Origin of the sequence: Epilithonimonas arachidiradicis, from assembly GCF_003610695.1 — a bacterium.
Classification (GTDB): Bacteria; Bacteroidota; Bacteroidia; order Flavobacteriales; family Weeksellaceae; genus Epilithonimonas; species Epilithonimonas arachidiradicis.
Map to the genome: position 1 here is coordinate 148,873 of NZ_RAQH01000006.1, position 25,810 is coordinate 174,682.

The following is a 25,810-nucleotide window of genomic DNA, read 5'->3' on the forward strand; positions in this document are numbered from 1 at the left end:
GTTTTCTACTTTTACAAAGTCTTTGACTCCGTTCAGACTGACACTTTAAAATTAAATATTTAGTATTAGAGTTGTCACGCTGAGCGGAGTCGAACTGTTTTTAAGGGAAGTATTTTAATATATAATTATTTGAACATAAGTGTTTTGTTGAAAATAATTTTATAAATTAGAGAAAAATATTTCTAATAAATTATTGAATCATCAAAAGCACAACATTATGAGTATCAAAAAACACTTTCTTGCGATCTTCTTTTTGTTAATTGGCTTCTTAGCTTATTCCCAAACCGATACCATTACAATGACCGACGGTAGCGAGCTCCGCGGAAAAGTCGTTAAGTATAATCCGAATGATATTACGTTTGTCCATCAGAATGAAACCTTGGAATACACGCTCAACAAAAAAGACATTTCCAAAATCACATTTTCTTCCGGCCGCATAGAGTATCTTAATGCGACTGCTATTACGCCGAACACTTCACAGTCCGTAGATTACAAGAATAAAGTAGCGATTTTGCCTTTCAGATATGTAAGAGATCAGGAAAAAAGCAACGAGACAATGACGAAGAAAATCCAACAGGAAACGTACACGATTTTCAATTCCAAGAAACAGAATCTTAAGTTCCAGGACCCTACGGAAACCAACGCACTATTGTACAAAGCCGGAATCAATGAAAGTAATATGCAAGGCTTCACGATGGGCGAGATTGCCCATATCCTGAATGTGGAATACGTTGTCAGCGGAATGGTTTCTGTGGAGAAAACCAATACTTACACATCCAACTACGGTAGCTCCAATACCAATGTTTCGCAAAAAAATAACGGTGCCAAGGTCAATTCTACAGGTTCGTCTTCTTCTACAACGTATCAGAATTACAACACCAGCATCACAATGAACATCTTTTCTGTGAATGGTGACAATCTCTTTACGCAGAATCACAATTCGTTCTGGCCATACGAAGATGCGTATAAAACCACTTTGGATTATCTGGCGAAACGCACGCCGCTTTATAAAAGATAAATTTAAGAATATAAAAGTCTTCGACTCCGCTCAGACTGGACAATTTTCAATATAAAGTTTGCTATTAGAGATGTCACACCGAGCGGAGTCCAAGTGTTTTGAATTATTAATTAAAATTTCAAAATGTACTTTTAAAATATTTCTGTAACTTAACCTTCCGGAGTTTTTCTTCGGAAGGTTTTTGTTTAACGGAAATCACAACACAAATGAATGAAGAAATATTGCAATATATCTGGAATTATAAAAAATTCCGGAACTTCGATTTCATCTCGACGGATGGACGGGTTATCGAAGTTTTAGAATTCGGTGAGCGGAATAATAACTCCGGGCCTGATTTTCTCTTTGCTAAGATTAAGATTGACAACATCATTTTCGCTGGCAACATCGAGATTCATACCAAAGCTTCCGATTGGTTTTTCCACAATCACTCGGGCAATCCAGAGTTTGGAAACCTGATTCTCCACGCCGTCTATATCAACGATTGTGAAATTCCGGAATTGGAGAAACAGAATATTCCAACGCTTGAACTTAAAAATTATATTGATGAAGAACTGATTCAGAAACATCAGAATCTGAAAGCAGAGCATTCTTTCATTGCTTGCGAAGAGCTGTTTGATGTGAGCAAAATTCCACTCTTTTTCGAGGAAACAGTTTTATTAAAAAAGCTGGAATTCAAATCGCAGGCTTTTCAGGAGTCGCTTACCAACAATCAAAATAATTACGAAGCAGTTTTATTTCAAAATCTGGTTTACTCATTTGGTTTGAAAGTGAATGCCGATATCTTTCTCCAAATGGCGCAAAGTCTGGACTTTGCTGTCATTCAAAAAATAAAGCAGAATGATATCCATCTGGAAGCTTTGTTCTTCGGTATCTGTGGCTTTCTGGATGCGCCGCAGGATGAGGTAATGAAAATCTGGAAACGCGAATTTGAGTTTCTTAAAGTGAAATTTAATTTACCTGGCGTTCGAATTCATCCTAAATTTTCAAAACTTCGTCCTCCAAACTTTCCAACCATCCGACTGTCGCAATTGGCCAATCTTTATCATTCTCAACCCAATCTTTTCTCAAAACTGATTGATGCAAAATCGATTGATGATTTGTACAGAATTTTTAGAGATGTCAAAGCTTCGGAGTACTGGGACAACCGGTTTAATTTTGGAAAAATTTCAAGTATTGAAGGAAAAAAATATCTGAGTCAGGATTTTGTTGATTTGATTATCATCAATACGATTTTGCCTTTGAAATATTTCTATCATAAAAATCACAATCCGGAGATAGTTGATGATATCTTTGATTTCTACAAACAGATGAAACCAGAGAAAAATTCAGTTTTAGACGAATGGAAAGAGTTGGGAATGAAATTTGAAAATGCGCTGCAGACACAGGCTTTTCTTTATCAGTACAAATTATTTTGCACTCCGAAAAAATGCTTAAATTGCAGTATTGGTTTTCAGCTTCTGAAAACTGAAAATTAATCACAATGGAAGAACCAAAAGCAATCAGCAGAATACGCCACAAGATGGAACGGGAATGGTTTGGCGTGCTCACGAGGTACGGTACCAAGCTGGGGATCCCGGTTTCCAAACTGCGCGTTTTCTTTATCTATTCTACATTTGCGACGGCAGGGATTTTCTTTCTGTTTTACCTTGGTTTGGCTTTTATGCTTTGGGTGAAGGATTGCATTATTACGAAAAGACCAAGCGTTTTTGATTTATAATTGCTTTCTGGCTAATTCATCTGGTTTTGTCGATTTCTGTCTACACTGATATTATCATTGTGTATAATGCAATTCTTATAGTATGACTCCATCTCTATTTTATGGAGGTAAGCTGATAGGATGACAAACTGCAGCCCGACTTGAGTGGAGCTCATTTTTGCAATGGGAAAGCTTTGGCAAAAAATAGCGGGAACGGAAGGCGGAATAGCTGCCCTAATAAAAAAATCCGATTGAAAATTCAACCGGATTGATATTTAAAGAAATTCAATTTCTAATTAAGAATTAGCTGTAGTCAGATTTGCAACTGCATATTCTCTGTTCATTCTTGCGATGTTTTCCAAAGAAATTCCTTTTGGACATTCAACCTCACAAGCTCCGGTATTGGAACAGTTTCCAAAACCTTCTTCGTCCATGGCTTTTACCATATTCAGAACTCTTCTTTTTGCTTCTACACGGCCTTGTGGCAACAATGCGAACTGAGATACTTTTGCACCTACGAATAACATTGCTGAACCGTTTTTACAAGAAGCCACACAAGCACCGCAACCAATACATGCTGCAGCATCCATAGCCTTGTCAGCATCTTCTTTCGGAACTGGAATTGCATTGGCGTCCAAAGTATTTCCGGAAGTATTCACGGATACAAATCCACCAGCTGCCATCACTCTGTCGAAAGCGCTTCTGTCCACTACCAAGTCTTTGATTACCGGAAAAGCAGCACTTCTCCAAGGCTCGATATGAATGGTTTCGCCGTCACGGAAATGACGCATATGTAACTGACAAGTCGTAATGCCTGTATCCGGGCCATGCGCTCTACCATTGATGTAAAGGGAACACATTCCGCAGATGCCCTCACGGCAATCGTGGTCAAATGCCACAGGGTCTTTACCTTCGTTGATTAACTGCTCGTTCAGGATATCCAACATTTCCAGGAATGAGGAATCTGTAGAAACATCAGAAATTTTATAAGTATCGAATTGTCCCTTCGATTTATTATTTTTTTGTCTCCAAATTTTCAGCGTAAGATTTAAGCCTTTTTTTGCACTCATTTTTATATATTTTTGAATGGAGATTATTTGTAACTTCTTGCTTTAACTTCGATGTTTTCGTACACCAGTTCTTCCTTATGAAGGACTTCCTGATTGATGTCTGCACCTTTGTATTCCCACGCAGCAACGTACTTGTAGTTTACGTCATCACGTTCTGCTTCACCGTCCGGCGTAGAGTGGTCTTCACGGAAGTGTCCACCGCAAGATTCATTTCTGTTAAGCGCATCGATAGCCATTAACTGTCCTAATTCCAGAAAGTCAGCCACTCTGAATGCTTTTTCCAATTCAGGATTCAGGTTATCAGCATCACCAGGCACTTTTACATTTTGCCAGAAGTCTTTTCTAACCTCTTCGATTTCTCTGATAGCCTCTCTCAAGCCTTCAGGCGTTCTTCCCATTCCAACTTTGTTCCACATAATGTGTCCCAGTTGTTTGTGGAAATGATCTACTGAATGTGTTCCTTTGTTGGTCAGGAAAAAATTGATTTTATCTTTGATTTCTTTTTCAGCTTCGTCGAATGCCGCAGAATCCGTTGGAATCTTGCCGGTTCTAATGTCTGCAGAAAGATAATCCGCAATAGTGTAAGGAAGAACGAAGTAACCGTCTGCCAAACCTTGCATCAAGGCCGAAGCGCCCAATCTATTGGCACCGTGGTCAGAGAAATTAGCTTCCCCAATTACGAAACATCCGGGGATGGTAGATTGCAAGTTATAATCAACCCAAACACCACCCATTGTGTAGTGAACTGCAGGATAAATCTTCATCGGTGTTTTGTAAGGATCATCAGCAGTAATTTTCTCATACATTACGAATAAGTTACCGTATTTCTCTTCAATCCACTTTTTACCAAGGTCATAAATCTGCTGTTCCGTTGGATTATGTATATGTTTTTCGATAGCGGCTTCTTTACCCTTTTTCATAATTTCTGTTGAGAAATCCAGGTAAACGCCTTCTTTTGTATCATTATTTTCAATTCCGAAACCAGCATCACATCTTTCTTTTCCAGCTCTGGAAGCCACGTCTCTAGGAACCAGGTTTCCGAAAGCAGGATATCTTCTTTCAAGATAATAATCTCTGTCTTCTTCTTTGATGTTTTCCGGTCTCAGTTTTCCTTCACGGATGGCTACAGAATCTTCAATTTTCTTAGGAACCCAGATTCTTCCTGAGTTTCTGAGAGATTCTGACATTAGAGTCAATTTAGACTGCTGCGTTCCGTGCACCGGAATACAAGTAGGGTGAATCTGTACATAACAAGGATTGGCAAAATAGGCTCCTTTTTTGTGGATTTTCCATGCTGCAGAAACGTTGGAACCCATTGCATTGGTAGAAAGGAAATAAACATTTCCGTAACCACCAGAAGCAATTACGACTGCGTGAGCAGAATGTCTTTCGATTTCTCCGGTTACAAGGTTTCTTGCGATAATCCCTCTTGCTTTTCCGTCAACAATTACAAGGTCAAGCATCTCGTGGCGGTTGAACATCTGGATTCTACCTTTACCGATTTGACGGCTCATTGCAGAATATGCGCCTAATAATAACTGTTGTCCGGTTTGTCCTTTGGCATAAAACGTTCTTTTTACCTGAACACCACCAAATGAACGGTTATCCAATTGTCCGCCATATTCTCTACCGAAAGGAACACCTTGTGCCACACATTGATCAATGATGTTAGCAGAAACTTCTGCTAATCTGTAAACGTTAGCTTCTCTTGCACGGTAATCGCCGCCTTTGATAGTGTCGTAGAACAGCCTGTAAGTAGAATCGCCATCGCCTTGATAATTCTTAGCTGCGTTGATACCCCCTTGAGCAGCAATAGAGTGCGCTCTTCTTGGAGAATCCTGGTAGCAGAAAGCTTTTACGTTATAACCTTGTTCAGCAAGAGTCGCAGCAGCAGAGCCTCCGGCTAATCCTGTCCCAACAATGATAATATCTATTTTGTCCCGGTTGTTTGGCGCAACCAGGTTCATATGATCTTTATGATTTTTCCATTTGTCCTTAAGCGGACCGTGAGGAATTTTTGAATCTAAACTCATAATTTACTTTTTATTATTGAGTAACGAAGTGATAAATTGCGATGATGATGAATCCCAATGGAATCAATACAGAATACCAGTTTCCAAAAGCCTTGATAAAAGGCGTGTACTTTGGATGTCTCGCACCGATAGACTGGAAAGAAGACTGGAAGCCGTGAGCCAGGTGAAGGCCTAAAAGCACAAATGAAATGATGTAAAGAATCACTCTCCAGATGCTTCCAAACTTATTGTGCAAGTCGCCCCAAAAGCGGTTTTCCTCCACGGGAAGACCTTCGATGTACTTATAATTCATCTCGTGGTACCAGAAGTCGTACATATGAAGCCCCAAAAAGGCCAAAATCACCAAGCCGGTAATGATCATATTTCTGGACATCCAAGTAGAGTTGGCTTCGCCTTTATTCATCGCATACTTGACGGGACGCGCTTTGTTGTTTCTAATTTCCAGGACAAATCCCATTACGAAGTGGAAGATGACGGCTACCATCAGAATAGGCTGCATCAAAAATTGAATCAAGGGATTGTATCCCATAAACTGAGAGGCATTGTTGTAAGCGGTCTGTCCGAACAATGATAATAAGTTAACGGAAAGGTGCATCACCAAAAAAATCAGCAAAAATATTGCTGAAAGTGCCATAGCATATTTTCTCCCGATAGAAGACGTAATACCTGCCATAATTCTGTTGTTGTTTGAATTTTCACAAATTTAGAAAATAGTTGAGTGATATAACATTGAGAAATGTCAGAAAAATATAGTTTGTAATCTTTCTAAATAACGTTAAAATAATGTTAATAAATATTTCAAAATTTATAATATTCTGTTTTTAAAATCAATAAAAAACCTCGAAATAATTCGAGGTTGGATTTATAATTCTTTTCTTAATCTTGCTACCGGGATATTCAGTTGTTCGCGGTATTTTGCAATGGTTCTTCTTGCGATGTTGTAGCCTTTTTCTTTCAGGATTCCCACAAGAGCATCATCCGTATAAGGTTTTCTCTTGTTTTCCTTGTCAATAGCTTCTTGCAAGTGTTGCTTGATTTCTTTTGTAGAAACCTCTTCGCCATCATCATTGGTTAATGAATCAGAAAACAGGTTTTTAAGATAAACAATTCCGTTAGGTGTGTCTGCATATTTGCTTTTTACGACTCTGGAAATGGTCGAGATATCGAAGCCTGTAATGTCGGCAACATCTTTCAGAATCATCGGTTTGATATTTTTCTCGTCGCCGGTCAGGAAATAATCTTTCTGAAGTTTCACAATCGCAGTAATAGTTTGCAGTAGTGTATTTTGTCTTTGGTTGATTGCATCAATATACCATTTTGCAGCATCCAGTTTTTGTTTGATGAAAAGTGCTGCCTGCTTATGTTCTGCAGAATTTTTATCGTGAGAATAAGTTGATAGGATCTCTTTATACTCTTCAGAAACCCTTAGAGTTGGCGCATTTTTATTATTCAAAGAAGGAATAACCTGGTTGTCTTTGATTTGAATCACAAAGTCCGGGATGATCTCTTGGTTAATAGTGATCGTTTGTGTATCAAAGTTTCCTCCAACTTTTGGCGATAATCTTGAGATTTCGTCCAAAGCTTCTTTCAGATCCTCTTCTTCGATGTCATACTTCTGAAGGATTTTATTGTAATGCTTATTTGCTAATGCATCAAACTGATTTCGCAGGATGTTTCCTGCTAAAATTACCGCGGAGTCAGAGCTTACTTTTTTCTCGATCTGCAAAAGAAGGCATTCTCTCAGATCTCTTGCGCCAACACCTGGCGGATCCAGTTTTTGAACATAATTTTCAAGAATATCGGTTACTTTTTCGATAGTTGTATATATACCTTGTGAGAATGCTAGGTCATCAACGATGGATTTGATTTCTCTTCTAAGGTAGCCATCTGTATCAAGGTTTCCGATAATATATTCTGCAATTTTCAAATCTTCTTCATCAATGTTAGAAAGCCGAATTTGCTCCAAGAGATAATCGTAAAGTGTCTGACCTTCTGTTAAAAGGGACTGATTGTCAAATTCTTCATCATCGGCGGAATAATTACTGCTTGCGGTTTTATAGCTTGGTTCGTCATCGTAAAGATACTCATCAACATCAAAATCTGTTTCGATACTTTCATTGCCCTCACTTTCGTATTCTTCGTCTGCTTTGGAATAGTCTTCTTCCGCATTTTCATCCGCTACTTTTTCTAAAGCGGGGTTTTCTTCCAGTTCTCTTTCCAATTCCTCTTCAAACTCCAAAGTATGAAGTTGTATCAGCTTCATCAATTGGATCTGTTGAGGCGCTAGTTTTTGACCGAGTTTAAGTTGTAGATTTTGCTTTAGCATAATTTTTCAATTGTCAATTTAATGATCAACTTTACGAAGTTAGAAAAATATTTTTTAAAAACAACAAGTTTAGCACGATTTTTGATGTATTGTTTTCAAGTTAAATAGTTAGTAAAATAAAAAACCTTCAGATTGCGGTCTGAAGGTTTTTTATTTACCAGATTTTGATTCGGTTTTCCGGAGCTACGTACAATTTGTCCCCAGGCTTGATGTCAAATGCTTTTTGAAATGCATCCATATTCACCAGTGGTCCAAAACTTCTGTAATATCCCGGCGAATGCGGATCGGTTTTAACCTGGTTGGTCATATACTTGTCTGTAGATTTGGTCCTCCAAACGGTTGCCCAGCTCATAAAGAATCTTTGATCTTGTGTCAAACCGCTAATTTTTCCAGGATTTCCGTGGTCTTTCAGATACATTTGTAAAGCTGTGTAAGCGACATTAATTCCGCCTAGATCTCCAATGTTTTCTCCACTAGTGAATTTTCCATTCACGAAACTTCCTTTCACTGGTTCGTATTTATCATACTGCGCTGCCAGCTTTCCCACTTTTTCATCAAAGTTTTTTCTGTCGCTGTCTGTCCACCAATTGTTCAGGTTTCCATCGCCGTCGAAACGGGAACCGCTGTCATCGAATCCGTGAGAAATCTCGTGTCCTATAACACCACCGATTCCGCCAAAGTTAACAGCAGGATCGGCTTTGAAATTAAAAAACGGCGGTTGCAATATCGCTGCCGGAAAGACAATTTCGTTATTCGAAGAGCTATAATAGGCATTTACGGTTTGTGGCGACATTCCCCATTCCGTCTTATCTACAGGTTTTCCTACTTTGTCCAGATTCTTTGCATACATCCATTCTGTGATTTTCTCGAGATTATCAAAATAGGTTCCGCCATTGGATGCGAGTTTAAGATTTAATTTTGAATAATCTTTCCACTTATCCGGATAAGCGATTTTCACTTTGAATTTGTTCAGTTTTTCTAATGCCTTTTCCTTGGTTACTGGCGACATCCATTCAAGATTTTCGATGTGGAGTTTGAATGATTTTTTGATGTAATCTACATACGTTTCCATTTTTTGCTTGGCTTCCGCTGGGAAATTTTTCTCAACGTAAAGTTTTCCAAAAGCTTCTCCTAAAACGCCGTTGATTACTCCAAGTCCACGTTTTTCCATAGAACGCTGCTCCTGCTGACCTTGCAGATATTTGGAATAGAAATCAAAGCGGATATTGTCCAGATTCTGGTCCAGATTGCTTGCATTGTTGTTAAGAAGATCATACTTCATATATTCTTTGATGAGTCCAATATTATTGTCTGTCATCCAAGAATCCATATTTTGATAATATTTCAATTCGCCAATAATCACTTTGTCTGTGTTAACGCCAACCGTTTTAAGATAATCCGGAAGGTTGATGTTTTTCACCAAAGGTTTTAATTCTTCAACGGTTTTCGGATTGTAGCGCAAATTCGCATCACGACCTTGTTCCAGAGTCAAAAGGTCTTGTGCCAGTTTTTTCTCGAAATCAACAATTTGCTGAGCTGTTGCATCAGGATTTTTGTTGCCCAAAACCGTCTCAAGTTTGGCAACGTAGTTTTTATATTCAGCTAAAGTTTTGGTATTGGCATCATTTACTTTTTGATAGTAATCTTTGCCTAAACCTAAACTTGGTCCACCCAGATAAACCGCATTCATTACGGAATTTTTCATATCTGCACTAACTCGCCATCCATAAAAAGGATTATCTCCTGAGGGTGTAGCTTCGATAAGATATTTTTGTAAATCCTTGACGTTTTTAATGGCGTCAATTTTCGTTAACTGAGATTTGATAGGCTTGATGCCTTCTGCATTTCGTTTTTTCCAGTCTATGAAAGTGCCGTACAATGCCTGGATTTTTTCGCCTTCAGAATTGGGTGCAAATTTCTCTGAAAGCACCTTGTTCAGAATATCCAAAGATGCCACATCCACATCCTCTCTCAAAGCGTTGAAAGAACCCCAACTTGGCTTGTCAGAAGGAATCACTGCGGTTTTCATCCAGCCACCATTCACATAATTATAGAAGTCATCCTGAGGTCTCACACTAGTGTCCATATAGGAAAGGTTGATGCCTTCATCTTTTGACATGTTGGTTTGTACGGATTTCTGGTTTGCGGTTCTGTTCTGTGCCGTGACAGTGCTGCCAACATAAAAGGTGGCGCCGACTGTCATCAGGTAAATGCTTAACTTTTTCATTAAAGATTTATTTTTATATTTTCAAATCTAGTAATTTTAAATTTTATCGGTATTCAAAAAAATCCCATTCAAGAATGAAAGGGATTTTATAGTTCGAGGTTGTCGGGATTTCTTCGGTTGTCCCAGAAAGCTATTATTTCTATGTTTTGTTCTGATATTTTATAATAAAGAGAAAAATATTTTAGAATAGGAACTTTATAAGTATTGTGAAAATTTGTTGTAATTCCTGAATTTGGATTTTGTATCAGATAATTTATTTTTCTTTCCACATCTGCAATCAATTTTTTCGAATATGAATTTGATTTATTATGTTTTGTCCAAAAAATAAGTGTGCTATAATAATCTGATTCTGCATCATCTGACCAAATTACTTTATACATTCTCTTGCTTTTTGACTCACTTCATCATTAGAAGAAAATCTTCCTTCTTTAATGTCTAAGATTCCCTTTAATATTTTTTCTTTTTGCCAATCCAGAAGTTCTTCAGCTTGTTCTTCACTTTTAAATTTGATTTTCATTTCTTCTAAAAGAGATTTCAGAATCTGAAGTTGTTTTTGGTTTTCAGGATAAATGATTAAATTTTCCATCAGTTCAATTTTTATCAAAGTTAATAAAAAATTCCTTCAATTAAAACTGAAGGAATTTTACTTTTTATATTCAAGTTAATGCTTAAAACTCTGCGTTTTTCGGTGTTCTTGGGAAAGGAATCACGTCTCTGATGTTGGTCATTCCTGTTACAAAAAGCACCAATCTTTCCAATCCTAATCCAAAGCCAGCGTGCGGCACAGAACCGAATCTTCTCGTATCCATATACCACCAAAGTTCTTCTTCATCAACGTGCATTTCTGCCATTTTCGTTTTCAGAACATCCAGTCTTGCTTCTCTTTCAGAACCGCCGATGATTTCTCCAATTCCTGGGAAAAGAACGTCCATTGCTGCAACGGTTTTGTTATCATCATTCAGTTTCATGTAGAAAGCCTTGATTTCTTTCGGGTAATCAAACAAAACAACTGGGCTTTCAAAATGTTTTTCAACTAAGAATCTCTCGTGCTCAGACTGTAAATCGGTTCCCCATTTCTCAACAGGGTATTGAAATTTTCCTTTTTTGTTTTCTTTAGAATTCAATAAGATTTCAATTGCTTCTGTGTAAGAAACTCTCTTGAATCTTTTTGCAATCACATTTTCCAGCTTTTCGATAAGACCTTCTTTTGCTCTTTCTTTTTCTGGTTTTGATTTTTGCTCTTCCTCAAAACGTTTGTCAAGGAATTCCAAATCGTCTTTGCAATTGTCCAAAACATATTTAATCACATATTTTAAGAAGTCTTCTGCCAAATCAATATTGTCTTCCAAATTGTTGAAAGCAACTTCCGGCTCAATCATCCAGAACTCAGCTAAGTGACGTGTTGTGTTAGAATTCTCTGCACGGAACGTTGGTCCGAAAGTATAAATTCTTCCCAATCCCATTGCCGCGGTTTCACCTTCCAATTGTCCGGAAACCGTCAGGCTGGTTTTCTTACCAAAGAAATCCTGGGAAAAATCGATATCGCCTTCTTCTGTTTTTGGAATATTATCAAGGTCAAAATTCGTAACGCCGAACATTTCTCCGGCACCTTCTGCATCAGCTCCCGTAATTACTGGTGTGTTGATATAGAAAAACTGATTTTGGTTGAAGAATTGATGAACCGCAAAACTCACAGCGTGACGTACTCTGAAAACGGCACCAAACAAATTGGTTCTGAATCTCAAATGGGCCTGCTCACGCAATTTCTCCAAACTGTGTTTCTTCGGTTGAAGAATGGTTGCCTGTAATTCGTCAAAGAAATTATCTCCAAGAACCGTAATTTTCTTAGCGATGATTTCCACCGTTTGACCAGCACCTTGACTTTCCACAACTTCACCTACAACTTTCAAAGACGAAGCAGTATTGATTTTCTTGATAGTTTCTTCGTCGAAATTTTCAAAATCTACTACAATTTGCAAATTATTAATCGTAGAACCGTCATTCAATGCGATAAAGCGATTGGAACGAAACGCACGAACCCAACCCTGAACGGTGATGTCGTGATGCAATACTTTTTTGTAATCTGCCAAAAGGTCTTTAATAGTCTGTCTTTTCATTTTAGTAAAACTTTTGTGAAGTTTCTGTTTTAAAATTAAGTGAGTGCAAATTTAGGAAAAATCGCTGTAAGTCCTTAATTACATTTAGAGTTTCTATCTTTTATATCAAATCAATTCAATAAAACTGATTTTCTAATACTTTTTCCCTGACGGATTTTCCACGCGTGATAAGAACTCGGAACATCGAATTGCCATATCGGTAAAATCAAAATGATTAAAATGACATCAATGTGAGAAATTAATCCGAGAATCAGACATAAATAAAATGCCCAATTTGCCGTGCTGAAACCTATCAAAAATGTGAAAGCTAATAATAAACTCAGTCCCCAAAATTTGGAAAGCCAAGCGTGCGTGCAGGTCTCTTTCCCGAATTTCCAAAAACTGATAATGTAACACAACGCTTCCATTCCGAAAATCAAAGAAATGCTTTTCCAGTGATCTTTGATGATTTCGGAATTTAGCCAATAAGTCGAAAATCCGATTGCCAGCCAGAAGACTAAATCCGTTTGACTATCCAACCTTCTTAATTTTTCGGATGAAACACCAACTTTTCGGGCGATAATTCCATCAAAAATATCAGTCAGTAATCCAAAATACATTAGAAATAAAATTATAGTCCTTGATTTTTCTCCAACAAAATATCCTAAATATAGAATGGCAATTGCTGAGAGAAATCTTAGTAGAATTAATAAATAAGGAATTGTTTTCATAATTTTTTAGTTTTAAAGTTCCAGTTGATGATTGGTAATTGTCGCTTTTCGTTTTTGTTCCAAAGTCCTATCTGGATATTTTTTCCGGTTTTACTTTTATTGATTAATCCAAATTGAACACCTTCTAGTTTATCTGAATCATTAACTAATCCAACTTGAAAACCTTTAAAATCATTGATTTCATTAAGTCCAGAAATTGAAATTCCTCTTCCTACTTTTGCTGAATTACCGAAGCAGGAGAAATAGAAACCGTTCAGGCTTTCTACATAAGTTCCGAAAAATGTGAAGGATATTCCATTCATTTTTCTTCCATTATTATAGACCGAAAAATTTATTCCGTTGTGACTTGTGTTTTTTAAGAAACCGCCAAAAGATATATTGACGCCATTAACAATCGATGTTTCGTTCCCGGGAAATCTATCCGGTTTATAAAAGCAAATCCAGACAATTGCCAATGGATTGATTTCTAAATTTAGTCCATTAATGATTTTAGGTTTTTTAATGTTTTGATTACCAAGTGATTCGTAGGCTTCATCCAAACCTAATCCAATTGCCAATCCATTTACATTGTTAATTTTTTGAGAAATTGGTGTGAACCTTATTATACTAATGCTATCAGATTTACTTTGTCCATAAGACATTGTACTTATATAAATGAACAGTAATAATAATTTCGTTTTCATAGCAATTAATTTAAAATTGATGAGACAAAATTATTTCCGAATCCCAACTTTATAAATGCGGAAATGAATTAATATTTTTTTCTAAATTTGTGAAAATCGCAAAAGGTGTATCAGGAACTTTTATTGAAAGAGATCAGAAACAAAATCGGAGACAAATCTCTGAATGATGAGTTGGCGAATGTCCTCAACATCAGCTACGACGCAGCGCACAGAAGAACCTCGATGAAATCCAAATTTTCGTTGGAAGAAAGTTTACAGCTTGCGAAGTTTTACAACATTTCGTTGGATAGATTTCTAGAAAATACGGATAATCTTTTGGTTAAGAAGACGAAAGCAGTCAATAAAATTGAGGATTTACATTCGTTTTTTGATAATACTTTAGATATTTTGAATGCTATTCAGTTTTCGGAGAATTCTGTAATTTATTATTCTGCGAAGGATATTCCGTTTTTTTATACTGTTTCAGATACGTTATTGTCGAGATTCAAAATCTATGTTTGGATGAATTTGCTTAATTCCAAACAGGTTTTTATTCCGTTTCAGGATTTCCAGCCACAACAATTTAATTCAAAAACTAAAATTCTGAGAGAGATTTATGAAGGACAAAATGTAATAGAGCTTTGGAATGATATGACAATTTCAAGTATTTTACTTCAGGTTTCCTTTTATTTTGAAATTGGACTTCTCAAAAAAGAAGATGCTGTAAACATACTTTCAGAACTGGATGATTTGATTCATTACATAGAAAACAAAACGGAAACTAATCCTCGTTTTCAGATTTATCAGAACGAGTTGGTTCATCTTTCCAATGATATTTTTATCTCGAATGGTTCGCAGTCCACAATGGCGATTCCTTGTAATATGTTTGGATATCTATTGACAAACGATACAAAAACCTGTAAGGAAACTTTGAATTATTTTGAACATCAAATTAAAAACTGTAAATCTCTGAACACAGCTGGAAATAGAGACAGAAAGCTGTTTTTCAATAGAATGCAAACTCAAATAGAAAATTTGAAAACGAAATTACAATTTCTTTAAATGCTATTAAAAAAACACTTATTTTGAAAAAAACAACATCACAATCTTCTAACTCCATACTCGAAACCATAGAGCCAAGCTTGCTTTTTGCCGATTTTCTGATGATGGGATTTATGGCATTCAAATATTATATGCTTTGGAGTAATCCGCAAATTGGCGATGCTACAAGTATTTTCCAAATGGCAGGATTGATGGGGTTCGAGTTCGTTATGATCCACTCTGGTGTATTAATGGCTATAATGCCAAAATGGCTTTCGTTGATAGTTTTTGCTCCCTTTTATGGATTATTTGCTTGGGCTTTCAACAAAATAATTGGTGGAGATAATTTGGTAACATACATTTATATGATTGCGGTATTCAACAGGATGCGTTTTGCTTTTTTCAATGTAAATGAAGATATGAAACAAAAGCAAGTTGGGCGATCTGTTTTTGCGGCAATGTTTTATTTTTTCCTTGTATTTGGAGTTGTGCTTGGCTCATCGCTCATCCCAGAATTAGGATTAAATGAAGCTAATCTTGAAAGAATCGGCTATGCTGAAGCCAAAACACACGGCGGACTTTTCCTGGATGAACCCAAAACAGCCATTTGCTTGGGAACCATTTATTATTTAGGTTTATGTTTATTTTCCTTACCAGGTAAATGGTTTTGGGATGAACAGAAATGGGAGGCGAGAACAAAAAAATGGACTAATTCGATAGAAAATTACAAAAAAAATAAATGAATAAATAAACAATCGCTTTATCAAAAAAACGTTATTTACTTATTCTTTTTAGAAGGCGCCAAAAAAAACATTCATCAAACCTTGTGACAAAACATTTTTGATAAATTACTCCTAGACAGTTCACTTCCAAACCCTAATCTGAATGGAATGGTGATTTCCTTGCTAGAAAGATTGTGATACAAGATTGTTTTTTAATAAAATGTATGAACAAATTGATAATCTAAAACAAAAACTATAATGAAAAACCTTCGTAATGGCGAATTTTTTGGACAGACCAATGAAAAGCTCAACTTTGATGGATTGACCATTACGGATACCGAATACACGCATCCTTACGTCGATTGGCATTATCACGAGAATCCTTATTTTACGTTTTTGCTTCAGGGAAATATGACGGAAGGGAATAAGAAAGAAATATACGATTGCTCTGTCGGAACTTTGCTTTACCATCATTGGGAAGACGCGCATTACAACATCAAACCGGACATTTTCACCAGAGGTTTTCATATCGAAATTACGGAAGAATGGTTTAGAAAGTTTCAGGTTTCAAAGGATAATTTGGAAGGCAGTTTCAATATCAAAAATCCAGTTTTCAAATTATTGATTTACCAGATTTTCAAAGAATCAAAATTGAATGATAATTCTTTTGAATTGAGTATTAATCAAACTTTATTGAATCTTTTTAGCCAATTGTCCAATCAGAAAAGCTCTTCTGAAAAGAAACCGATTTGGGTTAATCAGATCGATGAAATTCTTCACGAAAGTTTTACGGATAAATTAAATCTAACAGAACTTTCCCAAACTCTGAATATTCATCCGATGCATCTCAGTCGGGATTTTCAGAAATATTTCCATTGTAATTTGGGCGAATATATCAGAAAACTGAAAGTCGAAAAATCATTGATTTTATTAAATCAAAATGATTCTTTGTCTGAAGTTGCTTTGGAATGCGGATTTGCAGACCAAAGTCATTTTATCCGATGTTTCAAAGAAAATATCGGAATTACACCGTTGAAATTTAAAAATATTCTGAAATAAATTTTTCGTTTTCCTGCAAAAGTCACAAAAGTTTTAGTGATTTCTTCAACTATCAAAATGCTTGTGCTCTTTGTGAAAATCTTTGTGCCTTTGTGGTTAATTTCATCGATGTTAATTTCATTCTATTTTTTCCGGAATTCAAAGTCTAATTTTGTCAGATAAAATTTACAATGAAATCAACTTTTTTATTTCTCCTGATTTTCGTCTTCGGATTTTCTCAAAGTCAAACTAAAAATATCGTTGAGCCTGAAAAAATCGAAAATCCCATTCAGAAAAAGCATTTGAACCAGATTCTGTTTTTAGATAAAGTAGTTTCAATTGAAAATCTCCAGGAGTCTGATTTTCTTAAAACAATGACTTTTCAGGAAGATAAAGATTTTGATGTTCGTGTTTTTTTGGATAATTCTTTGGTCAATTATCTTCATCAGCTTGATAATTCTTTGACCATTGATGAATTAGTTAAAAAAGGAAATTACCAATTCAGTTTCTATGTTGACGGAAAATTGATTTATACCGAAAATCTAAATTCCGGAGCGGGAAAAATGGAAGATAAAAAAATTAAAACCAATTTTAGGATTCCGTTTCTGAATACGAAAAATGAAGATTCTTGGGGAAGATATCTTTGGATGAGGTTTTTCTTTGCAAATGGCGGAATGGACGCTTTGGATGCTGGAAACCATACTTTGAAAATCGAAATCAAACCATATCTGAAAACTTCAACTCTGAAAGTTGGAAATGTGATTGCATCAGGAGAAATCCAATTAATTGTTCCGAAAAAGAATGTTCCTGAAGAACAAATCGCAGTTCAAAAAATCAAACCAAACAGCGGTTGGAAAGTTTCTGATGAGAAAATCAACCAAGAAAAAATCAGACTTCTCAATCAAAAAATTGCTGAAAATAGATTCAGAGAAATTACGGGAATTGTTATGATTAAAGATGATAAATTATTGCTGGAAGAATATTTCAACGGTTACGGAAGAGATAGTCTGAATGACACACGTTCGGTTGGGAAATCTTTTTCTTCAGCTTTGATGGGAATTGCAATCAAGGATGGTTACATTAAAAATGAAAATCAAACTCTGAAAGATTTCTATGATTTGAAACAATTCAAAAATTATTCTTTGAAAAAAGATAGTGTCACGCTTAAAAGTCTATTGACAATGAGTTCTGCTTTTGACGGAAACGACGAAGATTATGATTCTGCTGGAAATGAGGAGAATATGTATCCAACAGATAATTGGGTGAAATTTACTTTGGATTTGCCAATGACTGAGAATAAGATTGGAAAAATTTGGCATTATTTCACGGCCGGCGTTGTTGTTACCGGAGATATTCTGGACAAATCTGTTCCGAACGGTTTAAAGGATTATGCAGAGAAAAAACTATTTCAACCACTTGGAATCACAAATTACAAATGGCAATTCACGCCTCAACAAAAACCTTCTCTAGCAGGCGGATTACGAATGCGGGCTTTGGATTTTGCTAAGTTTGGACAGCTTTACAAAAATAATGGAACTTGGAACGGAAAGAAGATTTTAGACAAAAATTGGATTCAGAAATCTTTCACCAATTATTTTGCTGATAACAAAGAATCAGAAAGTTACGGTTACTTGTTTTGGCGAAAAGTCTATAAAGTCGGAAACAAAAGTTTTGAATCTTACCAATCCAGCGGAAATGGTGGAAACAAAATTATCATTTTTAAAGATCTTCCCATTGTAATAGTTATCACAGCAAAAGCTTATAACAGACCTTACGCTCATTCTCAAGCTGATAAAATTGTTCAGGAATATCTGTTGCCTGCTATTTTGAATTAGTGATTTCTTACTCGTCTTTTTTAGAAGGAATCAAGAACACATCCATCAAACCTTCCGGTAAAAACATCTTGATGAATTTTTCTTCACGATTCACTTCCAGAATCCAGTCTCTGATAATCGGAATGATGATTTCTTTTCCGGCAAGGTCAAGGATGAAATAATTCTGAGCAGTCTGGTCATTGATAGAAACAATATTGCCGCAAGTTTTTCCATCCGCTTCTCGGATTTCGAAACCAATGACTTCGTGATAATAGAATTTTTTTCCCGTCAATGGAGGGAGTGTAGAAAGCGGAAGATAGACACCTTTTCCAAGCGATTGATTCACCAAGGCTTCGGAAGAATTCTTGAAAGAAATAATTTTGGTGTCCGCTTTGGACCAGGATTGTTTTTCCACAAAAAAAGGAACCAATAGACCATTGACTTCCACAAAAATCGATTCCAATTTGTTGTACATCTCAGGTTGGTCTGTGTCCAGTTTCAGAATCACATTCCCTTGCAAACCGTGTGTTCTGGTAATCGTTCCTAAAAAATAGCAATCTTCTTTTCTCATTATTTCCGATGATGAATTTTATTAAACAACAAAGACACGAAAACTTCGTGTCTTTGTTTTGTATCTTTTGTTAAAGAATTAAGCCTGAGTTTCTTCAGTTCCTTCTGCCTCAGCAGTTGGCTCTTCAGTAGCAGCTTCTTCTGTTGCAACTTCCTCAGCAGGAGCGTTAGCAGCCTCTTCAGCAGCTTTTGCATCAGCCTCAGCTTTCGCAGCAGCATCAATTCTTGCCTGGTTTACTTTTGCTTCAGCTTCCAGAGCTGCTTTTTTAGCATCAGCTTTAGCAGTTGATAAACCTTCAACTTTTCCTTGTACTTTAGCATCTTTTGCCTCAACCCAAGCAGCGAATCTCTTCTCAGCTTCAGCCTCGTCAAAAGCACCTTTAGCAACACCACCTTGAAGGTGTTTTTTGTACAAAGCACCTTTGTAAGAAAGGATAGCTCTTGCAGTATCAGTTGGTTGAGCTCCGTTGTTTAACCACTTTACAGCAGAATCAACGTTCAAGTCGATAGTTGCAGGGTTTGTAATTGGGTTGTAAGTACCTAATTTTTCGATGAATCTACCATCTCTTCTAGCTCTTGCATCCGCAACTACGATGTGGAAGAAAGGTTTCCCTTTCGAACCGTGTCTTTGTAATCTGATTTTTACTGACATAAATTTTAAATTTGTGGGAACACGTCCCGGTTAAATGTTTGAGTTTGCAAAGATATAAAAAAAGTTTGATGTTCAATAGCCTGAATTAAAAAATCTAAAAACCTTAAACATAGAACTTAAACTTTCAATATTCAGGAGCCGGGAACCTGCTTTCAGATGCAATCTTTTTTGCATCACGCTTTGTCAGACTGAGATTCTCGAAGTCCACGCAAAAAAGGATTTCCACTGCAATCAGGGCTATGGATTTTGTTTTTCAATCCAAGATTTATCAAACCATAGAAATTAATAAAACTCAAAATCGAAATTCCAAAAATTGAAGTGCTTTTATGTGAACTAAATTAAAAATCAAATAATTCACTTAAGTGCTTATAAAAAAAACTATTGTGTCTTTTGTGGTTGAGAAAAACATCAGCTCAAAGCTTTTTTATAAGTCTCTAAAGCCCGTTCTCTTGCAAATTTATGCTCAACGATTCTGTCATCCAAAACACTTTTATCAAAATCAGGATTCCACTTTCGGATGTATTTCAAATCTTTATCGAATTTCTTTGTCTGTTCATCCGGATTGAAAACCCGGAAGTATGGCGCGGCATCGCAACCACAACCTGCCGCCCATTGCCAGTTGCCATTGTTGGCGGACAAATCATAATCCAATAATTTCTTCGCAAAATAAGCTTCGCCCCAACGCCAGTCAATCAAAAGATGTTTAGTAAGAAAGCTGGCAACTACCATTCGGATTCTGTTGTGCATTCTTCCGGTTTGGTTCAGTTGTCGCATTCCGGCATCCACAATAGCATAACCAGTTTCTCCGTTGCACCATTTCTCAAATTCAGATTCCTTGTTGCGCCATTGGATATCTTCATATTTTTCCTTGAAACAATGCTTCACCACTTTCGGAAAATGAAAAAGGATCTGCATAAAAAATTCCCTCCAAATCAATTCATTGAGCCAAGTTTCGTTATGACTCAAAGCAAATTTCACACACTTCCTAATCGAAGTTGTTCCAAATCTCAACGCAATTCCCAAATGTGTCGTGGCGTCCAAAGCAGGGAAATCTCGTTTTTCATCATAAGTATCGATAATTTTAGATTCCAGTTTTGGTTCTTCAAATTCCAAATCTGTTTTTTCAAATCCGATCTCCTTTAAGCTTAAGATTTTCTTCTTTGGTAGTTTTTGAAATTGATCTTTCTTCAGTTTGTTTGTATTGTAATCCTTTTCCGAAAGTAGTTTCTTCCACTTTTTAGAATAAGGCGTGTAAACGGTGTAAGGTTCGCCATTATCTTTTGCAACTTCATTTTTTTCAAAAATAACCTGGTCTTTGAAATCGAAAAACTCAATATTTTTTGATTGGAGAAAATTCTTTATTTCATCATCTCTTTTGATTGCCGAAGGTTCATAATCTCTGTTGCAATAAACCGATTGGATATCATATTCCTTCTGTAATTGTTTGAAAATCTCCAAAGGTTTTCCATAAAAAGTGAGAAGAGAACTTCCAGTCTCGTTCAGCTCTGTATTGATTTTTTCCAGTGACTGATGAATGTAATCGACTCGCCGGTCGTTTTTATCTTCTAAAAGGTCAAGAATGCCTTTGTCAAAAATAAAAATTGGAATTACTTTTTCATCAGATTTCAAAGCTTCGGACAAGCCTTTGTTGTCATCCAATCTGAGGTCTCGCCGAAACCAGAATATTGAGATTTTTTGCATTGATAATTTTATAATCAATCAATAAAAAATTATTCCAAACTTCCCAGATAAAACAATCCCAAACATTGTTGATTCTCTTCAATTTTCAAAGAATCTTTCAAGTTGTTTACGATTTTTGGAGAACTCCAATAGCAGCCAATTCTGTGAGCAGTGCACGTGAGATACATATTCTGTACGGCCATAGACGTTGCTGCAATCTCTTCCCAGTCTGGAACTAATCCGCTGAATTCAACCACAATCGAAATCACAGCACTAGCTTTTGAAATTTTAAAACCAATATCATCGTATTTTTTTTGTAAAAACTGAAATTCTGGTGTCACTTCTTTGTAAATATTTTGAAGCTCCCATCCTAGATTTTGTTTTTCTTCTCCTTTGAAAACTTTGAAGCGCCAAGGTTTTGTACGTTTGTGATTTGGAGCGAGAACGGCATTGCTGAGAATTTCGTCAATGATATGTTGTGGGATTTCTTTGTCCGAGTAATCTTTTGGGAAGATGCTTCTGCGCTCTTCTATAATATGTTTTAGAATTGTTGCGTTTTCCATAGTTCAAAGATACGGGAAGAAAGGCGAAAGGTAAAAGTTTTAAGAAAAAAGAATAAAGTAAAAAGATTCGAGTTGGGGAAAACTTCCATCATCCAACTTCAAGCTTCCATCTCTAAAATATTTCTACGATTTCCTGACTGATTCTATTGAGGATAAAAGAATCACCGGGTTTCATTCCCATCATTGTTTGGGCCATTGGACTTTCTGGAGAGATGGCGTAAAAACGGTCGCCCTGAAAGAAAAACTCTCCCAAAGAAACAGAAATATAAAAACGTGCTTTGTTGGTAATGACAAGCGAACCCAGCTTTACGACATCAGACTCCGAGTTCAGGACTTTTCGCATTTGAGTTTGCATACTTTTCAGAGAAACCATTTGCTTGTCCAAATGATAAATCTCTTCTTGAATCTCTTCTCTTATCGAATCATATTTTGATGTCTTTTTGATGTCCCGGCTGGCTTCCAAAGAAAAATTAAGATAAAACTCCAAAGTTTTAACTTTCCCCGAGAGAGAGTCGTTCACAAAATTCCGTAATTCACTTTTATCATAAACTGTCTTCTGCATACATCCAATTTTAAATAAAGATAATGATTTTAAAAACAAATAAAAACCTCTCTAGAAATTAGAAAGGTCATATTTTGATTGTATCATTAATTATTCCAAAAGGTCTGGTCTACGTTCTTTTGTGATTCTTACTGCCTCATCGTGTTGCCATTCTTCGATGGCGCCGAAGTTACCGCTCAATAAAATTTTAGGAACCGATAAACCTTTGTAAGTTTCTGGTCTGGTATAGATGGGGTAAGATAAAAGGTCGTCTTGAAAACTGTCCGTCAAAGCACTTTGCTCGTCATTCAAAACACCGGGCAATAATCTGATAACAGAGTCTGCTAAAACACAAGCGGCTAATTCTCCGCCGGTTAAAACATAATCGCCAATAGAAATTTCTTTGGTAATGTGCAAATCACGAACTCTTTGGTCGATGCCTTTGTAATGGCCACAAAGAAAAATCAGATTCTTTTTGATGGAAAGCGTATTTGCGATTCTTTGATTGAGCGTTTCTCCGTCAGGCGTTAGATAGATGATTTCGTCATAGTCTCTTTGTGATTTCAGTTCGGAAATACATTTGTCCAATGGTTCCACCATCATAATCATTCCTGCGCCGCCGCCGTACGGTTCATCATCAATCTGGCGGTGTTTCCCAACGCTCCAGTCTCTGATGTTATGAAAATGAACTTCTGCCAGCCCCTTTTCCATCGCTCTTTTTAGGATTGACGTTTTGAAAGGACTTTCCATAAGTTCCGGAAGTACGCTGATGATATCGATTCGCATAGCTGTTATAATTGATAGATGATAAATGATAGGCGATGAATTGTAATCATTTATCATTCATCAAGAATCATTTATGTTATTGTTCTGTTGGGTTTTTTCTGGACGGTGCAATAATCAATCTTAGGGATGAATCTTTATTAAAATAGCTCCACATCCAGTTGAAGAAAATCGCGATTTTATTTCTGACGCTCAGAATCAGCATCAAATGTAAGAACATCCAGAAATACCAAGCAAGAAATCCTTGAAATTTAAATTTCGGAAGATCGACAACGGCTCTGTGCTTTCCTATGGTTGCCATAGAACCCCGGTCGATGTATTCGTATTCCTGCCAATCTTTTTCTGAATTTTTCTTGAAATTTTTAGCAAGATTTTTTCCTTGATTAATAGCAACATTCGCAACCTGAGGATGACCTTGCGGATATTTTGGCGTTTCCATATAGGCAATATCACCGATTGCGAAGATATTATCGTAACCTTTCACCTGGTTAAATCTGTTCACGATATATCTGTTTCTCACAAGATTTTCCTTATTGAAATCGTCAATGATATTTCCAGTAACGCCTGCTGCCCAAATCACATTGTTGGTCGGAATCGAGTTTCCGCTTTGCATATAGATTTTGTCACCGTCATAATCTGTTACACGTTCATTTTTCAGAAATTTCACACCTAACTGAATCAGATATTTTTCCGCAGCATCCTGAGATTCCTGGCTCATTGCTTCCAATGGTTTATCACCGGAACTGATGAGAATAATGTTGAGGTCAGAAAAATTCATTCTCGGATAATCTCGTGGCATTATGTAGGTTTTCATCTCGGAAAAAGCGCCCGCCAGTTCCACACCGGTTGGTCCGCTACCTACGATCACAAGATTCCAGTTGCCGTCATCGCTGGATTTCCTTTCGATAATCATCTTTTCGAAAGTCATCAAAATGTGATTTCTGATGGTAATGGCTTCCTGTGTGTTCTTCATTCCTAAAGCCAAATCCTGCATCTTCTGATTGCCAAAGAAATTGGTTTTACAACCTGTCGCAATTACCAATTTGTCATACGTGAACACGCCATCCTCTCCAATAACTTTGTTTTCAGAAGGAATGATTTTTTTGATATCCGTCATCCGGAACTGGATATTTTTCGATTTCTGAAAAATCTTCCTGAAGGGGAAAGAGATGTTGGAAGGTTCAATACGCCCGGTTGCAACCTGATAAAATAATGGCTGGAACATGTGATGGTTCATCCTGTCAATGACCATTACTTTATATTTGGGATTGTTGTTAAGATGACGGGCAAGCTGCAAACCTGCAAAACCTCCTCCGATGATGACGATCTTTTCCCTCATTGTGATTTTTTTATAAAATTAAGGTTTTTATTTTGCTTTAGATTCATCAAAAATTATGCTTAAAATTAATTAAAACAATGATTTCTGTCATTTAAAATAAAAAAAGAACCCTGCCGAAAATAAATCCGACAGGGGTCTAAAAACACAAATGATGAAAAGTTAATTTTTGTAAAAACCACCGGTAATTATACCTGCTGAAAAAGTTTTTTCAAGGTTACCAGTAAGTGAATAAACAGAAATTTTTGATGCTTCCTTATAATCCTTAACATCGGAAATGAAAATTTTACCATTCAGCACTTCCAAAGTATAGATTGTAGAATAATCTGTAAACGGAGCAATCGTAAAGGTAGGAACAGGCGTAGATGTGCTTGATAAATCGGTTACATAAACGTTTCCTTTCGAATTGAAAACTACTTTGCTATTTTCAACACTCAGGTTTTCACCATTTGGAATTCCTGCATATTTGGTTTCTTTTGTGATTTCTCCTGCAGCATTGATCTGATACAGATAAGTATCCACATAATCATTGGTTAATGTATATACCACATTGTCAACTGAAACAGTTTTAGTGATCTGTCCGTGTGGAAGTGTAATAAGCTTTTCTACTTCGTTTGCGCTGTTGATAACCGAAATTTTATTTCCAAATCCATAAGAAGCATGCTGAACAAAAACCTTATTACCAGCGGAAACAATTCTCTCTACTGTGTCCGTAAAGTTTATTTTTTTTACGAAATTATTGTTGGCAGAATTATAAACTGCAACATATTGGTCTCCCATATAGGTGCTGTTTGTAACATAAAAACTGTTGTTCGCAAAAGTAATGTAACGTGGCTGCTTTACATTGTCCGTAATAGTTGCCGTTTTATTGAATCTGAAACGATTGACAACTTCGATTTTGTTAGAATTATTAGCAACAATATAGGCTTGGTCTCCGGAAAATCCAATATTGTTAACAACATCTCCAAGATCGGCATTATTCACTTTTTTGTAGATTCCGTTTTCTATTGTAGAAAAATCGGTCGGGATAAAAGAAACATCACCGCTAGGCGTTCCGAAGTTACCTTCATTAGAAACAAGGATTCCACTGTATGACTTTTCCTGATTTTCGAAATCAAAGTCATCATCATTACAAGAAGCAACCAACAATAATGCTGATGCAAAAAAACAAGTTAAAAGGTTGTTGATTTTCATATGTATAAAAATTTATT

Annotated in this window: 25 protein-coding genes; 7 read left to right on the forward strand and 18 right to left on the reverse strand. The window is 36.4% G+C overall.

Annotation, left to right across the window (positions count from 1 at the left end):
• Positions 1 to 217: 217 nt before the first annotated feature.
• From BXY58_RS11150 to BXY58_RS11160, 3 genes are all read left to right on the forward strand, one after another.
• Positions 218 to 1,018 (forward strand): hypothetical protein, encoded by an 801-nt coding sequence (locus BXY58_RS11150; RefSeq protein ID WP_120213937.1) that lies wholly within the window; start codon positions 218 to 220, stop codon positions 1,016 to 1,018.
• Between the two features lie 206 nt (positions 1,019 to 1,224).
• Complete coding sequence (locus BXY58_RS11155; protein WP_120213938.1) at positions 1,225 to 2,493, forward strand: DUF2851 family protein; 1,269 nt, start codon at positions 1,225 to 1,227, stop codon at positions 2,491 to 2,493.
• A gap of 5 nt (positions 2,494 to 2,498) precedes the next feature.
• Positions 2,499 to 2,735, forward strand: coding sequence for a PspC family transcriptional regulator (locus BXY58_RS11160; RefSeq protein WP_120213939.1), 237 nt, complete (start codon positions 2,499 to 2,501; stop codon positions 2,733 to 2,735).
• A 275-nt stretch (positions 2,736 to 3,010) separates the two neighbouring features.
• Here the strand turns inward: BXY58_RS11160 and BXY58_RS11165 are convergent, their stop codons facing one another.
• The 10 genes from BXY58_RS11165 to BXY58_RS11210 form a co-directional block, all read right to left on the reverse strand.
• Positions 3,011 to 3,784 (reverse strand): succinate dehydrogenase/fumarate reductase iron-sulfur subunit, encoded by a 774-nt coding sequence (locus tag BXY58_RS11165; RefSeq protein ID WP_120213940.1) that lies wholly within the window; start codon positions 3,782 to 3,784, stop codon positions 3,011 to 3,013.
• A 23-nt stretch (positions 3,785 to 3,807) separates the two neighbouring features.
• Complete coding sequence (locus BXY58_RS11170; RefSeq protein ID WP_120213941.1) at positions 3,808 to 5,820, reverse strand: fumarate reductase/succinate dehydrogenase flavoprotein subunit; 2,013 nt, start codon at positions 5,818 to 5,820, stop codon at positions 3,808 to 3,810.
• Positions 5,821 to 5,830: 10 nt separating this feature from the next.
• Positions 5,831 to 6,490: a succinate dehydrogenase cytochrome b subunit gene (locus BXY58_RS11175; protein ID WP_120213942.1), complete on the reverse strand. Its 660-nt coding sequence runs from the start codon at positions 6,488 to 6,490 to the stop codon at positions 5,831 to 5,833.
• Between the two features lie 189 nt (positions 6,491 to 6,679).
• Entirely contained in the window at positions 6,680 to 8,143 is a 1,464-nt protein-coding gene (gene rpoN / locus BXY58_RS11180; RefSeq protein ID WP_120213943.1) for an RNA polymerase factor sigma-54, read from the reverse strand.
• Positions 8,144 to 8,297: 154 nt separating this feature from the next.
• The gene (locus BXY58_RS11185; protein ID WP_120213944.1) at positions 8,298 to 10,370 is read right to left on the reverse strand and encodes a M13 family metallopeptidase; all 2,073 of its coding nucleotides are present in this window, start codon (positions 10,368 to 10,370) and stop codon (positions 8,298 to 8,300) included.
• An 86-nt stretch (positions 10,371 to 10,456) separates the two neighbouring features.
• Positions 10,457 to 10,750, reverse strand: coding sequence for a type II toxin-antitoxin system RelE/ParE family toxin (locus BXY58_RS11190; RefSeq protein WP_120213945.1), 294 nt, complete (start codon positions 10,748 to 10,750; stop codon positions 10,457 to 10,459).
• Entirely contained in the window at positions 10,738 to 10,956 is a 219-nt protein-coding gene (locus tag BXY58_RS11195; RefSeq protein WP_120213946.1) for a DUF2683 family protein, read from the reverse strand. The genes BXY58_RS11190 and BXY58_RS11195 overlap by 13 nt, the downstream gene beginning before the upstream one ends.
• Positions 10,957 to 11,038: 82 nt before the next feature.
• Positions 11,039 to 12,487: an asparagine--tRNA ligase gene (gene asnS, locus BXY58_RS11200; RefSeq protein ID WP_120213947.1), complete on the reverse strand. Its 1,449-nt coding sequence runs from the start codon at positions 12,485 to 12,487 to the stop codon at positions 11,039 to 11,041.
• 110 nt (positions 12,488 to 12,597) lie between these two features.
• Positions 12,598 to 13,197 carry a CDP-alcohol phosphatidyltransferase family protein gene (locus tag BXY58_RS11205; protein WP_120213948.1) on the reverse strand — a complete coding sequence of 200 codons (600 nt, stop codon included), beginning with the start codon at positions 13,195 to 13,197 and terminating at the stop codon, positions 12,598 to 12,600.
• The gene (locus BXY58_RS11210; protein ID WP_120213949.1) at positions 13,194 to 13,880 is read right to left on the reverse strand and encodes an LA_2272 family surface repeat-containing protein; all 687 of its coding nucleotides are present in this window, start codon (positions 13,878 to 13,880) and stop codon (positions 13,194 to 13,196) included. Before BXY58_RS11210 ends, BXY58_RS11205 begins: the two co-directional genes overlap by 4 nt.
• 105 nt (positions 13,881 to 13,985) lie before the next feature.
• Between BXY58_RS11210 and BXY58_RS11215 the strand changes: the two genes are divergently transcribed.
• The 4 genes from BXY58_RS11215 to BXY58_RS11230 all read left to right on the forward strand — a co-directional run bounded on the left by BXY58_RS11215 (position 13,986) and on the right by BXY58_RS11230 (position 18,495).
• Positions 13,986 to 14,921: an XRE family transcriptional regulator gene (locus BXY58_RS11215; RefSeq protein ID WP_120213950.1), complete on the forward strand. Its 936-nt coding sequence runs from the start codon at positions 13,986 to 13,988 to the stop codon at positions 14,919 to 14,921.
• A 23-nt stretch (positions 14,922 to 14,944) separates the two neighbouring features.
• On the forward strand, positions 14,945 to 15,643 hold the full coding sequence (locus BXY58_RS11220; RefSeq protein WP_147366841.1) for a hypothetical protein: 699 nt from the start codon (positions 14,945 to 14,947) through the stop codon (positions 15,641 to 15,643).
• Positions 15,644 to 15,880: 237 nt separating this feature from the next.
• Positions 15,881 to 16,681, forward strand: a complete 801-nt coding sequence (locus tag BXY58_RS11225) for a helix-turn-helix domain-containing protein (protein WP_120213952.1) — start codon at positions 15,881 to 15,883, stop codon at positions 16,679 to 16,681.
• Positions 16,682 to 16,851: 170 nt separating this feature from the next.
• Positions 16,852 to 18,495: a serine hydrolase domain-containing protein gene (locus BXY58_RS11230; RefSeq protein WP_120213953.1), complete on the forward strand. Its 1,644-nt coding sequence runs from the start codon at positions 16,852 to 16,854 to the stop codon at positions 18,493 to 18,495.
• A gap of 7 nt (positions 18,496 to 18,502) precedes the next feature.
• Here BXY58_RS11230 and rimM read toward each other — a convergent pair whose 3' ends face one another.
• The 8 genes from rimM to BXY58_RS11270 form a co-directional block, all read right to left on the reverse strand.
• Positions 18,503 to 19,045 (reverse strand): ribosome maturation factor RimM, encoded by a 543-nt coding sequence (rimM, locus tag BXY58_RS11235; protein ID WP_120213954.1) that lies wholly within the window; start codon positions 19,043 to 19,045, stop codon positions 18,503 to 18,505.
• A 78-nt stretch (positions 19,046 to 19,123) separates the two neighbouring features.
• Positions 19,124 to 19,696 (reverse strand): 30S ribosomal protein S16, encoded by a 573-nt coding sequence (locus BXY58_RS11240; protein WP_120213955.1) that lies wholly within the window; start codon positions 19,694 to 19,696, stop codon positions 19,124 to 19,126.
• A 408-nt stretch (positions 19,697 to 20,104) separates the two neighbouring features.
• On the reverse strand, positions 20,105 to 21,397 hold the full coding sequence (locus tag BXY58_RS11245; RefSeq protein ID WP_120213956.1) for a cryptochrome/photolyase family protein: 1,293 nt from the start codon (positions 21,395 to 21,397) through the stop codon (positions 20,105 to 20,107).
• 29 nt (positions 21,398 to 21,426) lie between these two features.
• Positions 21,427 to 21,939, reverse strand: a complete 513-nt coding sequence (locus tag BXY58_RS11250) for a nitroreductase family protein (protein WP_120213957.1) — start codon at positions 21,937 to 21,939, stop codon at positions 21,427 to 21,429.
• 112 nt (positions 21,940 to 22,051) lie between these two features.
• Positions 22,052 to 22,501 carry a GreA/GreB family elongation factor gene (locus tag BXY58_RS11255; RefSeq protein WP_120213958.1) on the reverse strand — a complete coding sequence of 150 codons (450 nt, stop codon included), beginning with the start codon at positions 22,499 to 22,501 and terminating at the stop codon, positions 22,052 to 22,054.
• A 90-nt stretch (positions 22,502 to 22,591) separates the two neighbouring features.
• The gene (gene trmD, locus BXY58_RS11260) at positions 22,592 to 23,266 is read right to left on the reverse strand and encodes a tRNA (guanosine(37)-N1)-methyltransferase TrmD (RefSeq protein ID WP_120213959.1); all 675 of its coding nucleotides are present in this window, start codon (positions 23,264 to 23,266) and stop codon (positions 22,592 to 22,594) included.
• Positions 23,267 to 23,342: 76 nt separating this feature from the next.
• The gene (locus BXY58_RS11265) at positions 23,343 to 24,602 is read right to left on the reverse strand and encodes an NAD(P)/FAD-dependent oxidoreductase (RefSeq protein ID WP_120213960.1); all 1,260 of its coding nucleotides are present in this window, start codon (positions 24,600 to 24,602) and stop codon (positions 23,343 to 23,345) included.
• A 159-nt stretch (positions 24,603 to 24,761) separates the two neighbouring features.
• Positions 24,762 to 25,793 (reverse strand): YncE family protein, encoded by a 1,032-nt coding sequence (locus BXY58_RS11270; RefSeq protein ID WP_120213961.1) that lies wholly within the window; start codon positions 25,791 to 25,793, stop codon positions 24,762 to 24,764.
• Between the last annotated feature and the right edge of the window lie 17 nt (positions 25,794 to 25,810).